This window comes from Microbacterium trichothecenolyticum (assembly GCF_041938625.1).
In the GTDB taxonomy this organism is placed as follows: Bacteria; Actinomycetota; Actinomycetes; order Actinomycetales; family Microbacteriaceae; genus Microbacterium; species Microbacterium trichothecenolyticum_D.
This window is the reverse complement of the sequence record NZ_CP169427.1, coordinates 191718-205987: the sequence shown is the minus strand read 5'-3', so window position 1 is coordinate 205987 and position 14270 is coordinate 191718. Positions and strand designations below refer to the sequence as shown.

Here is a 14270-nt window from a genome sequence, read left to right as displayed (position 1 = left end):
GCGGTCCGCGCCTCCGCTACATCGGCGAGCGCGCGGCACTACCCGGGCAGCGGCACCTCGTGGAACGACTCCTCCAGCCTCGCGGAGTAGACGGGACGGCCGCCGGCGAGGACGAGCAGCCGCGTCGGCTGATCCAGGACCACCGTGTCGGGATCGGTGCTGTCGAAGACGACGAGGTCGGCGGGTGCCCCGGCGGCGAGCCCGCGAGCCCGCTCGGAGCCGACGACCGCAGCGGCATCCGTCGTCACCGCCCGGTGCAGCCGCAGGAAGTCCTCGCGACTCGACGCGAAGCCCACGCGGCCGGCCAGCAGCGCGATGTCCAGCGGATCGGCGCGGCCCGTCGGGGTGAAGGCGTTGCGAAGGTTGTTCGACGACAATGCGGTGCGCACGCCGTGCGCCCACAGGTCCGACACCGGGGCGATGCCGCGTCGCACATTCGCGGCATCCGACCTCCCCATCAGGTACAGGTCGGTCGCGGGAAGCACGACGACCGAGACGCCCGCGCGCGCGAGCTCGTCGAGCACCCGACCGCGCTCGCTCGGATGCATCGCCGCCAGCGTCGTGACGTGCCCGATCGCGACGCGGTCCTCGAGACCGCGCTCCCGCGTGGCCCGTGCGACGTACCCGGCGAGCGCGAACCGCTGGTCACTCGTGTCGTCGGCGAGGTCGAGATGCAGATCGGCGAAGGTGCCGAACTCGACCGCGAGATCGAGCACCTGGTCTACGTGTGCGCGAGCATCCACCGCGTCGGCCTCGGTGTAGGGGCAGCCGCCCACGATCGTCCCCGGCAGCGCCAGTGCTTCACGCATCAGCGGGAGCGTTCCCGCACGGGCGCGGATGCCCTCCTGCGGGAACACCGCGATCTGAAGATCCAGCCACGAGCGATGACGCTCGGCGAGCTCGCGCATCACCTGGATGCTGAGCAGCCCCACGGTCGGATCGACCTCGGTCTGCGCGCGGATCGCGGTCGTCCCCGCCCGCAGCGCGGCCGCGAGGACGCGCTCGGCGCGGGCCCGGACGTCGGCGGAGGTGAACCCCCGCTTGCGCTCGGCCGTATACGCGATCGCCGCGCCGAGGTCGCCGCCGCCGAGCGGCGTGCCCAGCAGCGCCTTGTCGAGGTGGAGGTGCGGCTCGACGAAGGCCGGAGCGACGACACGCCCGTCGAGGGGCACGATCGTCGCGTCGGCCGGAGGCGCTGCGGCGCCGGCCGGCGAGACGTCGGCGATCACGCTGCCGGCGATGCGGATGTCGACGCGTCCGCTGATGCCCGGCGCCGCGGCATCCGTGAGCACGATGTGCTCGGAGGCCGCGGCGAGATCGCCGATCCGGATCATGCCGCGTACTCGGCGCGCGCGACGAGGGCGTCGACCGCGCGGGCCACGGCGAGGAGCAGTTCATCCTCCCCCGGTCGCGCGACCAGGCAGACCCCCACCGGCAGACCCTCGACCTCGGCCAGCGGCAGCGATACGGCGGGTAGCCCCCCGAGACCTGCGATGCAGGTCATCGCGATGGTTCGGCCGCGGAGGGATCCCTTGGCCGCCGCATCGAGATCCACGCGAGGGGCGGGACCGGATGCTGCGGCGAAGGCGAGCACGGCACCTTGAGGGAGCGCGGCGTCCAGGCGCGCGAGCACCTCGACACGTGCGTCGTCGGCGAGATGCATGCCGTCGCGCGACGCGTTGCGCGCATCCTCCATGCGGGTGGCGACTCCGGGGCCGAACGATGGCTTCCGCCGCGTGACCCACGCGCCGTGCGTCTGCCAGATCTCGGGCATCTGCCGGGCCATGAACGCCGCACGCCAGTCGCCGAGCAGCTCCGGTCCGGCGAGCTCGGTGGTCGCGACATCGACGTCCAGATCCTCCCCGAGTCGCCGCACCGCCGCCGCGATTGCGTCGGCCGTGTCGGGGTCGGCCAGGGCGAGCACGTCGTCGGCGAGCACGATGTGCGTCACCGGCGCGGCGGTGGAGGCATCCGTCTCCGCCACCGAGGTGTCGAGCAGCACGCGCGTCGCTCGCTCGAGCATCGCACCCGAGCTCGCGAGCACGCCGACCGTGTCGAAGCGCGGCGCCAGCGGCACCACGCCCGCCATCGGCACGCGGCCGTGCGTCGTGCGGATGCCGAAGACACCGCTGTACGACGCCGGCACGCGGGTCGATCCTCCGGTGTCGGTGGCGAGGGCGTAGTCGACGAGGCCGCCGGCGACGGCCGCCACGGATCCGCTCGACGAACCCCCCGGGATCCGTTCGGGATCGTGGGGATTGCGCGGAGTGCCGTAATGCACGTTCGTGCCGGAAAGACTGAACGCCAGCTCGTCGGTGTGGGAGATGCCGACGACGGTGGCACCGGCATCCACCCAGCGCTGCACGGCCACCGCGTTCGCAGCCGCCGGCTCGCCATCCTCGAGCCAGTCGGGGTTTCCGGCCGCGATGCGCTGGCCGGCGACATCGAAGAGGTCCTTCGTGACCGTGACGGTTCCGGCCAGCGGACCGGTCGCGGCGCCTGCGGCCAGGACCGCCGGGCCCACCCGCAGGGCGCCGGTTGCTGCGGCGTCATCGGCAGAGGGAAGGTTCACGGTACTCACGCGTCCACCACCACGAGGCGGTTGGGGATCGTGTTGAGCTCCTCGACGCCGCGGCTGCTGAGCATCACGGTGCCTCCGATGCAGACGCGCTTGCCATCGCGCAGCGCGTTGGGCTCGATCGCGAACACGACGCCCTCGCCGATCTCGAAGTCGCCGTCCAGCCCGACGCCCGACGGCAGCTTCGGCAGGTGCGAGAGTGCGGGGTCGACGCTGGGGTCGATCCGGGTGGCGGAGTTGTAGAGCACCCCCGACACCGTCTGCACCATCGGGCCGGTGTTCCACGTCTTGGAGCGCTTGAGCGGCTCGTCCATGATCGCGGCGAGCTCGGCGAACCGGAGCCCCGGGCGGAGCGCCGCGAGCCCCGCGTGGTACGACTCCAGACACACGTCCTCGAGCTCGCGCAGCAGCTTGTCGGGCTCGCCGAGCACGACGTCGATCTGCTGCTGCGACTCGAAGCCGCCGTAGTAGGCGAAGATCTCGGAGGCGATGCTGTCGCCCTTCTGGAGTGCGTAGGGAGCACCTCCCATGCCGAACCACTCGGGCTGGCCCCAGCCGAACCGGTGCGAGCCCGCGCGCTCCAGGATGAACGGGGCACGGATCCAGCCGCCTCCCGCGATGATCGCGTTGACCGCGGCCGCCGTCGGTACGCTCTCGCGCACCCCCACCCGAACGGCGTCGACATAAGCCGCGCAGGCTGCCTCGCCGAGCGCGGCGGCCTTGCGGATCATCTCCTGCTCCTCCTCGCTCTTGAACTGCGTGAGCGTCTCGAAGGCATCCGAGACGTCGACCCAGACCACCGACGGGAGGGCGGTGAGCACGGCGCTCCAGGTGCGGAACGGGATGACGCCGTTCCACTGGCCGACGGCACGGCTGGTCAGCCCGACGACCCCGATGGTCGCGGCGTCGAGCGAGCGCTCCTTGAGCACCGCGGCGAGGTTGGCAATGGGGTTGCCGTGCAGCCAGCTGTCGGTCCAGCGCTCGTATCGGGCGCCGGCGCCGTCGTAGCGGTTGATGGGCACGTCGCCGAGCAGCGACAGCGGCTCGTCGGTCGGTGTGAACACGACGGTGGCGTGGGCATCCTCGTTCGTGAGATAGGAGTCGTTGGCGTTGCGGCCCTGCCCGAACACCACGAGCGCGTCCAGGCCGTTCTCCGACAGGAACGCCCGCACGTTCGCCCAGCGGCGATCGCGTTCAGCCAGGCTCAGGGTCGGGAAGTAGTCGCTGTCGACAGCGATGGAATTGGGGACGATGGTCAGGGTCATTTCTCTCCTCGGGGGTGTGACTCGGTCAGCCGGCGATCGCCGGCTCGCGGGCGGCGAGTGCGGCGCGCAACGCGGCCGCACTGTCGGTGATGAAGGCCAACGCCTGGCCGGAATCGACCGGCCGGCGCAGCTCGGCGAGCGCGGGCACCTCACCCACCGCGGCGCGCTGCTCGTAGTCGGCGGTGAGCGCCTCGACGACGGTGAACTCCTCGCGCGTGAGATCGGGGTGGGCGGCCCACCACCGTGGGTCGTCCACGAACAGCGGCATCTCGGCGTTCATCCCGATCACCCCCTCGATCGACAGGTTGCTGGTGGCGCCACCGTGGTCGAGCTCACCCAGCAGGGCGGCCCAGTCGATGACGCCCCGTCCGACCGGGGCGAGGAACCGGCCGATGCCGTCATCGGTGCGATGGAGTGCGACGTCGCGCACGTGGGTCGAGCGCGTATAGGGGGCGACCCGGCGCGCAGCCGCGACGGGGTCCTCCCCGCGGACGAGGACATTCGCGGTGTCGAACGTGATGCCGAACGCGTCCGGACCCGCATCCTCCACGAGCCGCACCACCTCGAACGAGCTGATCTCTTCGTGCGTCTCGATGTTGAGGTGAGCCCCGGTCTCGCGGAGCAGCGGCGCCAGACGGTCGAGCACCTTGGCCGTCGCCGCGAGCTGGTCCGCCCAGTCGACATCGGTGCGGAAGCGGTCGCACGCGTAGAGCCCGCGGATGCGGAACTGGTAGTTGGCCGTGGCCGTCCACAGCTCGCTGATGCCCACCGCCGTCACGGCGCGGATGATCCGCGCCATCCCGAGGAGGTAGTCCCCCTCGCCCAGGGCCCGGATCTGCGGCGCCTCCGGCGTCGCGAACGGGTTCACCTTCGCGACGCCGACCTCGAGGTAGAGATCGAGGTCGACCGCAGCATCCGCCACCGCCGACAGCTCCCCCGCGTCCAGCGTGGGGCTCAGCTCGAACGCGCTGCGGAAGAACGCGCCGTCCAGTCCCAGCGCGGCGATCCTCTCCAGCGTGCCGATCGCGCCCAGCTCCGCCGCACCGGGGAACTTGCTCGTGTCGGTGCCGACCCGGCGCGTCATGCGAGCTCCCCGGCGTTGTCGCTGAGGTCGACGAGGCCGCGCGAGAAGACGTTGGCCGGGTCGTACTCGGTCTTCACCGCGACCAGACGGTCGTACTTGTCGCCGTAGACGGCGCGCGCGACGGACTCGTCGCCGGCGACGGACGTGAAGTTGATATACGTACCCGCCTTGTGCGGTGCCAGCGCCTGATCGAACGCCTTCGCCCAGGCGACCAGCGGCGCTTTCTCGCCCGGGTACTCCCAGTCGGCGCCGATGTTCGCGGCGAACGGCGATCCCACGCCCGCGGTCGAGTCGTTCGACGCGTCGCGCGGCTCGCGGCGGCCGGCGAGGATCTCGAACGGGCACATCAGCTGGTGCGCGATGTGGGCGCTCGAGTTGAGGGCGCGGCCGGTGTAGGCGTCGCTGTGCTCGATGATGGTGTCGATGGCGTCGTCGGAGAGGTCCTGCAGAAACAGGTGCTTCCAGTAGTGCGCGATGCCGTAGCGGAACTCATCGTCGGTGGCGTGCTGCAGCGTCGCGTGGTGCATCGTGCGCAGGCTCTCGTAGATCGCCGTGCCGTGCGCGAACATGGCGGCCGTCTCGGCGGGCTCGTCGACGGGGTCTCCGTAATAGACGGTGGCGACCGAGATGATCGGCTCTCCGCGGTGCTCCGCGGGGATCTGGGTCCAGTACTCGGGCGCGCGCAGCAGGCGGATGTAGGTGCCGATGTTGCCCGGCGCGTCGGGACCCCACTGCCGGAAGAACTGCAGGATGCCCTTGCGATCCGAAGCCGGGTACAGCGCCTGCCGCACCGTCGCGAGTCCAGGGAGCGCCACCGTGCGGTAGGTGAAGCGCGTCGCGATGCCGTAGTTGTGCCCGGCGCCCTTCAGCGCCCAGAACAGCTCGGGGTTCTGCTCGGCATTCGCGGTGAGGACGCGGCCGTCGGCGACGACCACCTCGATCTCGACCACGTGATCCACCGTCGCGCCGTGGAGGCGGGCGAGGTAGCCGAAGCCGCCGCCGAGCGTGAGCCCCGCGACTCCGGTGTGCGAGACGACCCCCGCGGGCACCGCGAGATCGTACGGCTGGGCCGCCCGGTCGACGTCGCCCCACCGGCATCCGGCTCCCACGGAGACGGTGCCGGCCTCGACGTCGAACACCACGTCGTTCAGGAGCGCGGTGTCGATGAGCACCGCGGCGTCCGCCACCGCTGTGCCGGCGAGGTTGTGGCCGCCGCCCCGCACGGTCACCGCCAATCCCCGGCTGACGCACCACTGCAGCGCGTCCGACACGTCCTGCGCGGTGCGGACGCGGACGATCGCAGCGGGGTGACGGTCGATGTCGGCGTTCCAGACGCGGCGGAGAAGGTCGTATCCCTCGTAGCCGGGCAGCACGACGTCGCAGGCGACGGCCGTGGCGAGTTCGTCGAGCACGACCGTCTCGGCGGGCTGGGTGAGTGTCATGAGGTTCTCCTTCTGTCAGTTCGGGATGCCGACGGCCACGGCCACCGGAAGCTCGGCGAGCACCGCCCGCAGGTGGTCGGCGGATGCCAGCAGGAACGAAACCAACTCCGCGTCCGGCCGGAGTGCGCGCAACTGCGCGAGGGTCTCGGCCTCGCCGCGCGCCGCGCGGGCCTCGTAGGCCTCGGCGAGCGCGAACAGCTCGCCGAGCGCCGCATCGGTCAGATCGGGGTGGCCCGCCTGCCAGGTCGGGTCCGACGTGTGCAGGGCCATCTCGGCGCGGACGCGCCCGATGGGCTCGATCGTGAGATTCAGGGCGGGGTGGTGTTCCAGCACCAGGCCGAGCGCCGCCGGCCAGTCGATCACCCCTTCGCCGCACGGCGCGATGAAGCGCGACAGGCCGACGTCGGTGCGCCACAGCGCGGCATCCCGCAGCTGCGTCGTATGCACGTACGGCGCGATCCGCGCGATCCCCTCCAGCGGCACCTCGGCCCGGACCGCGAGGTTGGCAGGATCGAGGCACACGCCCAGCACGTCGTCGCCCACGGACTCGATGAGCCGGAGCAGCTCGAAGGTCGTGATCTCCTCGTGCGTCTCGAGGTTCAGGCGCACGCCGGTGTCGCGGAGCACGGGTGCGAGGCGGTGCAGGAAGCGCTCGATCGCGGCGAGCTGGTCTTCCCACGCAGCATCCGTCCGGAACCGGTCGGTGAAGAAGATGCCCGGGTACGGCTTGAAGCCGCCGACCGCCGTCCACGTCTCGGTCCAGCCGAATTCGGCGCACGTGGTGAGGAGCCGCGCCATGCCGGCGAGGTAGCTGCCGTCGCCGAGGGCGCGCACGCGCGGCAGCTCAGCGGTCATGTACGGGTTGACCTTGCCGACGCCCATCTGCACGTACAGCTCGAGCTCGGCTGCGAGCTGGGCGAAGTCCGTGAGGAATGCCCGGTCCAGCGTCGGTGCGATCTCGTCGAGTGTGCGCACGTTGACGCCCTCGAGCCCGAGCGCGGCGACTTCGCGGAGGGTGTCGAGCGGTCCCCCGAAGTGGGTGACCCCGTCGATGAACTTGATGTCGGTTCCGATTCGCGTCATGCGGCGGCCTCCGCTTCCGATGGGCTGATGGTGGTGGATTCGCGGCGCCGCAGGCGGCGCTCCCTTTCGCCGGCGGGATCGGCCCGCGGGACGGCCGCCAGCAGTGATCGGGTGTACGGATGCTGCGGATCGCCGTACACCTGATCGCGCGTGCCCTGCTCGACCGCGCGCCCCTTCTCGAGAATCACGAGTCGATCGCACAGGTATCGGACGACCGCCAGGTCGTGCGCGATGAAGAGCACCGAGAGCGCGAACTCCTGCTGCATGTCCTTGATCAGGTTGAGCACCTGCGCCTGGACGGACACGTCCAGCGCCGAGACGGGCTCATCGCACACGAGCACGCGCGGCCGCACGACCAGCGCGCGGGCGATGGCGATCCGCTGGCGCTGGCCGCCCGAAAAGCTGCGCGGGAACCGCTTCATGTGGGCGGGCTCGAGCCCCACCCGCTCGAGGATCTGGCCCACACGGGCACGACGCTGCGCGGCGTCCAGGTCGGTGTGCACCCGCAGCGGTTCGGCCACGATCTGCCCGATCGTCATGCGGGGGTCGAGGCTCGAGTACGGATCCTGGAACACCATCTGAACCTGCGAACGGAAGATGCGCTCGGCCTTGAAGGTCATGCGGCGCAGATTGAGCCCGTTGTAGGTGATGGTGCCGGCCTGCGGCCGCTCGAGACCCATCAGGCAACGCACGGTGGTCGACTTGCCGGAGCCGGACTCGCCGACGAGGCCGAGGGTCTCACCGGTGCCGAGGTGGAACGACACGCGATCCACCGCGGTGAACTCGCGCGCGCCGCGCCCGAATCGTTTGGTCAGGTTCTCGACGCGCAGGTCGACGCCGTCGACCGGCAGAACGGGGCTGGTCATCGCCGCACCTCCAGAGCGGTCGCGGACGCCGCGAGCGCAGCATCCTCCGTCATCACGTCGTCCACCGTCCGAAGACGAGCCGTCGGGTCGTCGTCGACGCTCGGGATCGAGGCGAGCAGTCCGCGGGTATACGGATGCTGCGGCGCGGCGTAGAGGTCGTCGACCGTGCGGTCCTCGACGATGCGCCCGTGACGCATGACGGCGACGCGATGCGCGAAGCCGGCGACGATCGCGAGGTCATGGGTGATGAGAAGTACCGCGAGACCCAGCTCGCGCGACTGCTCCTCGAGCAGGTCGAGAACCTGTTCCTGCACGCGCACGTCCAGCGCGGTCGTCGGCTCATCGGCGATGAGGACGTCGGGGCCGCCGATGAGAGCCGCGGCCATCACGACGCGTTGCCTCATGCCGCCCGAGAACTCGTACGGGTACGCGTCCATGCGGGAAGCGGCCGAGGGCACACCGAGGCGGTCCAGCATCGCGATGGCTCGCGCCCGCGCCTCGCGCCGCGGCACTCCCCGCAGACGAAGCGGCTCGGTCACCTGATCGCCGATCGTGAGCACCGGGTTGAGCGCGGTCATCGGGTCCTGGAACACCATCGACACCGCGGAGCCGCGCAGCCGCCGCACGGTGCGCTCGGGTGCGCCGATCACCTCGTGACCGGCGACGCGGATCGAGCCCGCCAGGTCCACCGTGGGGTCGAGTCGCATCACGGCCTTCGCGGTCATGGACTTGCCCGACCCCGACTCGCCCACGAGGGCCACGCGCTCGCCCCGCTCGAGGGTGAGGCTCACGCCGTCGACCAGGGTCAAGGCGCCGCGACCGCCGTCGGTACGCGTCGAGTCGGGGACGCTCACCGTCAGGCCGGTGATCTCGAGAACAGGCAGGGTCATCGCTTCCTCCGAAGGCTCGGGTCCAGCCGGACGCGGATGGCGTCGCCGAGCAGTCCGAAGGCGATCGCCGCGACGGTGATGGCCAGGCCGGGGAACGTCGCCACCCACCATGCGGTGGTGATGTACTCGCGTCCCTGGGCGACCATCGCGCCCCAGTCCGCACTGGGGGGAGGGGCGCCGACGCCGAGATACGCGAGGCCCGCCATGAGCACGACGGCGCCCGAGATCTCCATGCTCGCCTGCACGTAGACGGAGTCGAGCGAGTTCGGCAGCACGTGGCGGACGAGCGTCCAGAACCGGCTGATGCCGTTCACGCGGGCCGACTCGACGTAGGCGGCATTCATCGTGACGCGGAGGATTCCGCGGACCAGACGCGTCGTGCCCGGCCACATGGCGATGACCATGGCCAGCACCACGGAGCCGAGCGAGGGACCGAGCGCCGCTGCGATCCCGAGCGCCAGCACCATCGCGGGCAGCGCCATGAAGATGTCGCAGATGCGCATGATCGTGGCGTCCACGCCGCGCGGCGAGAGCACCGCAGCGCAGGCTATGAGGACTCCGATCACGGTCGAGATGACGACGACCGCGACCGCCGCGAGCAGAGTCGTGGCGGCCCCCGCCAAGAGCCGCGAAAGGACATCCCGGCCGGCGTCGTCGGTGCCCATCCAGTGCGCGGCGCTCGGCGGCAGCAGCGCGTCGGCCGGGTTGGCGAGGTACGGGTCGTACGGGGCGATGAACGGTCCGACCACGGCGATCACCACGAGGAGGATCGACACGACGACGGCCACGCGATCGAGCGCCGCCGCGCGGTGCCCGAACAGACCGCGGAGCCCGCGTGAGATGCCGCCACCCAGGCCGGCGGGCGAGAGCCACTCGGAGGCCCGGGTCGCGCGCGATGCCGGTGCGGCCGCGTCGCGGTCGGGCGCTTCCGTTTCGGGCGGCGTCGATGTCAGTGTCATGCCTGTGCTCCCGTCAGGTGGGACTCGCGAACCCGGGGATCGGTCCAGATCTGCAGCAGCTCGACGGCGAGGCTGGCGACGGTGAAGACGATGCCGATGACGAGGACGCACCCGAGCACCGCGAAGGTGTCCTGGTTGAGCACCGCCTGATTCAGGTAGGTGCCGATGCCGGGGAGCGCGAAGACGCTCTCGACCAGCAGCGCGGCACCCATCATCCAGCCGAACTGCATGCCGAGCAGGGTGAGCGTCGATCCCATCGTGGAGCGGAGTCCGTGATGGACGACGACGCGGTAGGGGCCCGCACCCTTCGAGATCGCGAACGACACGTAGTCGGTGTCGAGTGCGCCGATCAGGTTGGAACGGACGTTGCGGGCGATCGTCGACATGAACGGCGCGCTGAGGGCGAGCGCGGGCAGGATCACGTGGGCGAGGGAGTCGAAGAACATCGCCGGGCTGCCCGCGATGAGCGAGTCGACCAGGGTGAAGCCGGTGACGTCCGGCGGCGCCATCCCGAACGAGTTCGCTCCGGAGATCGGGAACCAGCCGAGATTCGACGCGAACACCCACTGCAGGAGGATCGCGAGCCAGAAGACGGGAACACCGCCGGCCAGGACGAAGAGGATTCGCGCCGAGACATCCGGCGCCCGGTCGCGCAGGGCCGCCGACAGTGCACCCAGCGGCACAGCCACGACGATGGTCACGAACATGGTGACGATCACGAGCTGGAGAGTGGTGGGGACGGTGTTCGCAAGGTCGCCGACCACGCTCTGGTGGGTCGACGCGGACTGGCCGAGATCACCGCGGAGCGCCTTGCCGAGGAACAGGAAGTACTGCTCGATCACCGGGAGGTCCAGCCCCAGGCGCTGGCGTGCCTGCTCGACCTGTTCGGCCGTGGCGGTACGGCCCGCCGCGACGCGCGCGGCGTCGCCCGGGATGAGCTTCGTCATGAAGAAGACGATCGTGATGATGCCCCACACGCTCAGCAGGGCGAGCCCCAGCCGCTTCGCGATGTACCTCGCCATGCGGGCCTCCTCGGTTCGGGTCGGTCGGGGGAAGGTGGCTCCGTCCACTCGTGGACGGAGCCACCTTGGGTCAGTCGGCGAGGACGAGCATCTTCGGGTCGAAGAGCTGGTACGTCGGCGCGTACTCGAGGCCCTCGATGCCGTCGCGCAGCATGACGGTCGTGGTCGGGTTGGAGATGTTCACGCTGACGTCGTCGGCGAGGATCAGCTCCTGCGCCCGCGTGAAGAGGTCGCATGCGGCGTCGGGGTCGACGGTCGCGATCCCCTGCTCGAGCAGCGCGTCGACATCCGGGTTGGAGTACTGCGCGTAGTTCGTCTGGCCGATGAACTGCGAGTCGTAGACCCGGTAGAGCATGGGACCGATCTCCGGGTAGTAGGGGAAGTCCCACAGCAGCGCCAGGTCGGGGGTCGTCTCAGGCGACTCGATCATCGCCACGTACTCCGGGTACGTGACCGTCTTGAGTTCCAGCGTGATCCCGATGTCCTTGAGGTTCGACTGCAGCAAGGTCGCCGCCTTCTGGTGCTCGGGAATCTGCGACTGATACGCGAGCGTCAGCGTCTGGCCCTCTGCACCGGCATCGGCGATCAGCGCCTTCGCCGCCGCGACGTCCTGCTTCGCGGCACCCGTGTCGACGCGGCATGACACGCTCGGGGCCGTGAGGCCTGTGGCGACCTGGCCGCGCCCGCTCAGGATCGACGAGATGTGCCCGTCGTAGTCATAGGCGAGCTGGATCGCCTCACGCACCTTCGGGTCGGTCGTAATGCCGTCCTGCGTGTTCATCATGACGAACAGCTGGAGCATGCTCGACAGCTCCTGCGGGTAGACGCCGTCCTGCGAGGCGAGGGCGTCGAGGTCGGTGCCGGTAAGGCCGGTCACCACGTCCACGCCGCCGGACTTGAGCTCGTCGCGCAGGGTCGAGCTCTCGGTGATGTAGCGGTAGACGAGGCTGTCGGGACGATGCTCGTCGAAGCGCCACGAATCCTCGAAGCGCTCGAGCGTGGCCTGCTGGTTGGCGGTGTAGTCGGTGATGACGTACGGCCCGGAGCCGGCATCGTTGGTGGCGAGCCACGCCTGGCCTTGGTCGCTGCCCTCGTTCTCGGAGACGAGCGCGGAGTCGAGGAGGTACACCTTGCTCAGCGCGCCAACGAAGGTCGTGTTGGTGCCGTTCAGCGCGATCTCCACCGTCGTGTCGTCGACCGCGGTGCTCGAGGCATACGACGAGAGGAACGAGGACACCCCGATTCCCAGGGAAGCGATGCGGTCGAGCGTGTACACGACGTCGGCTGCCGTGAGCGGATTACCGCTGTGGAACACCACGTCGTCTCGAAGGGTGAGGGTGACGGCGGTCGCGTCGTCGTTGTACGTCCACTCGGTGGCGACCAGCGGCACGATCGCGCCGTCGTCGTCGTAGTCGATGAGCTTGTCGTAGGCGCCGCCGACGGTGAAGTCGGTCTGCACGTCCGAGGCGAGGATCGGGTCGAGCGTCTGCGGCGTCGCTCCGGTGCCGATGATGACGGTGTCGTCTCGGTCGCTCGAGGCCGACGGCGCCGCCGAGCCGCCCGCGCAGGCGGTGACGAGCGCGCCCACGGCAAGGGATGCCGCGAGGGCGCCGATGACTCGGGTCCTGGTGGTTCTCATGTTCACTCCGGGTTCTGGAAGGTCGGGTGCTGCAGGACGGGGTGGATCAGGGCCGGGTGGCCATCGCGTCGAGTGTCATCGGCGCGAGCACGTGTGCGGATGCGAGCTGGGCGGCGACGATGCGTCCGCCGTGCAGCACGAGCCGGGATGGGGGGTGGGCGGCGACAGCGGCGGCCGGGGACGGACTGTCGATGACGAGCAGATCGGCGACTGCCCCTTCGTGCACGCCGTAGTCGTGCACGCCGAGCGCCCTAGCGGCAGACGCCGTGACCAGATCGAGGGCGACGCCGAGCTCGTCGTCGGTGCGGAAGTTGGACTGATAGGCGACCTGGCGGGCGACGGCGAGCATGTCGCCGTCGCCGTACGGCCACCAGGCGTCACGGATGTTGTCGGATCCCGAAAACACCGTCGCGCCCTCGGCGCGCAGCGCCAGCACCGGAGGCATCGGCCCCGCCGGGCCGTTCGTCATGACGGCGACGCCAGCGGACGCGAACTGTGCACCCGCGCGCCTGGCCTCGTCCTCGCCGATCGATCCCAGTCCGTACGCGTGGCTCACGACGACCCGTCCCGACAGGCCATGGCGTCGTGTGCGCTCTGCGATCATGCCGTACTGGCGCTGCGCAGGCTCGCCCAGGTCGTGGAGGTGGATGTCGACGCCGACACCGTAGCGGGCCGCGAGGCCGAAGACGGTGTCGAGATGGCCCTCGGCGTCCTGGTCGAAACCGACGGGATCGAGACCGCCGATCGCATCGGCGCCTGCGCGGAGGGCTTCCTCGAGGAGTGCGCTCACCCCGGGGGACGCGATGATGCCACTCTGTGGGAACGCGACGACCTGTACACGCAGGGTGCCCCTCAGACGCTCCCGGAGGTCGAGGACCGCATCCAGCGACGTGAGTCCCACGGCTGGGTCGATGTCGACGTGCGTACGCACGGTACCGGTGCCGAAGCCGATCATCGCTGCCGCGAGAGCATCGGCCCGCTCGGCCACCGGCACGTCGAGCTCGTCGCGGATCGCCCGCTCCGCACTGACGCGCTCCGCCACTGTCGCGCCCGGCCGGTGCGGCTGCCAGTCCGATCCGACGAACGTCTTGTCGAGGTGGGCGTGGCCGTTGACCAGAGCCGGCAGCACGAGCCGCCCGCCGAGGTCGATGGCGGTCTCGTGTGCCACGGTTCCGGTGCGCACGGCATCCCCGAATCGGGCCGACTCGACGACGATGCGAGCGGGATCGGCTGTCCCCGCCGCCGGGGCGATGCACCGGATGCGGCCGTCGGCGACCGTCAGGTCGACTCGGGAGCCGTCCTGCAGTGTGCCGTCGAGGAGGAGGAGCGATTCGTACACCGATGACCCTTCGGGGGAGGAACTTGGTATACAAGATTCCATCCACGTGTTTCACCGGATCAGCGGCTACGTAAATTGCATGTTTCGCCGATCTGGTAGACCA

General features: G+C 70.3%; 12 protein-coding genes. All 12 read right to left on the bottom strand.

Features of this window, described 5'->3' with window-relative positions; genetic code table 11:
• Window positions 1-38: 38 nt before the first annotated feature.
• Window positions 39-1334 carry an amidohydrolase family protein gene (locus ACEYYH_RS01020; RefSeq protein WP_374976451.1) on the bottom strand — a complete coding sequence of 432 codons (1296 nt, stop codon included), beginning with the start codon at window positions 1332-1334 and terminating at the stop codon, window positions 39-41.
• Window positions 1331-2581 carry an amidase gene (locus tag ACEYYH_RS01015; RefSeq protein ID WP_374976450.1) on the bottom strand — a complete coding sequence of 417 codons (1251 nt, stop codon included), beginning with the start codon at window positions 2579-2581 and terminating at the stop codon, window positions 1331-1333. The genes ACEYYH_RS01020 and ACEYYH_RS01015 overlap by 4 nt, the downstream gene beginning before the upstream one ends.
• Window positions 2578-3843, bottom strand: coding sequence for a M24 family metallopeptidase (locus ACEYYH_RS01010; RefSeq protein ID WP_374976449.1), 1266 nt, complete (start codon window positions 3841-3843; stop codon window positions 2578-2580). Before ACEYYH_RS01010 ends, ACEYYH_RS01015 begins: the two co-directional genes overlap by 4 nt.
• Before the next feature lie 25 nt (window positions 3844-3868).
• Window positions 3869-4927 carry a sugar phosphate isomerase/epimerase family protein gene (locus ACEYYH_RS01005; protein WP_374976448.1) on the bottom strand — a complete coding sequence of 353 codons (1059 nt, stop codon included), beginning with the start codon at window positions 4925-4927 and terminating at the stop codon, window positions 3869-3871.
• Window positions 4924-6369 carry an FAD-binding oxidoreductase gene (locus ACEYYH_RS01000; protein WP_374976447.1) on the bottom strand — a complete coding sequence of 482 codons (1446 nt, stop codon included), beginning with the start codon at window positions 6367-6369 and terminating at the stop codon, window positions 4924-4926. Before ACEYYH_RS01000 ends, ACEYYH_RS01005 begins: the two co-directional genes overlap by 4 nt.
• 15 nt (window positions 6370-6384) lie before the next feature.
• Window positions 6385-7452 carry a sugar phosphate isomerase/epimerase family protein gene (locus ACEYYH_RS00995; protein ID WP_374976446.1) on the bottom strand — a complete coding sequence of 356 codons (1068 nt, stop codon included), beginning with the start codon at window positions 7450-7452 and terminating at the stop codon, window positions 6385-6387.
• Window positions 7449-8318 carry an ATP-binding cassette domain-containing protein gene (locus tag ACEYYH_RS00990; RefSeq protein ID WP_374976445.1) on the bottom strand — a complete coding sequence of 290 codons (870 nt, stop codon included), beginning with the start codon at window positions 8316-8318 and terminating at the stop codon, window positions 7449-7451. Before ACEYYH_RS00990 ends, ACEYYH_RS00995 begins: the two co-directional genes overlap by 4 nt.
• The gene (locus ACEYYH_RS00985) at window positions 8315-9208 is read right to left on the bottom strand and encodes an ABC transporter ATP-binding protein (protein WP_374976444.1); all 894 of its coding nucleotides are present in this window, start codon (window positions 9206-9208) and stop codon (window positions 8315-8317) included. Before ACEYYH_RS00985 ends, ACEYYH_RS00990 begins: the two co-directional genes overlap by 4 nt.
• Window positions 9205-10167, bottom strand: coding sequence for an ABC transporter permease (locus tag ACEYYH_RS00980; RefSeq protein WP_374976443.1), 963 nt, complete (start codon window positions 10165-10167; stop codon window positions 9205-9207). The genes ACEYYH_RS00985 and ACEYYH_RS00980 overlap by 4 nt, the downstream gene beginning before the upstream one ends.
• Entirely contained in the window at window positions 10164-11189 is a 1026-nt protein-coding gene (locus ACEYYH_RS00975) for an ABC transporter permease (protein WP_374976442.1), read from the bottom strand. The genes ACEYYH_RS00980 and ACEYYH_RS00975 overlap by 4 nt, the downstream gene beginning before the upstream one ends.
• Window positions 11190-11259: 70 nt before the next feature.
• On the bottom strand, window positions 11260-12828 hold the full coding sequence (locus tag ACEYYH_RS00970) for an ABC transporter substrate-binding protein (protein ID WP_374976441.1): 1569 nt from the start codon (window positions 12826-12828) through the stop codon (window positions 11260-11262).
• Between the two features lie 46 nt (window positions 12829-12874).
• The gene (locus ACEYYH_RS00965) at window positions 12875-14167 is read right to left on the bottom strand and encodes an amidohydrolase (protein ID WP_374976440.1); all 1293 of its coding nucleotides are present in this window, start codon (window positions 14165-14167) and stop codon (window positions 12875-12877) included.
• Between the last annotated feature and the right edge of the window lie 103 nt (window positions 14168-14270).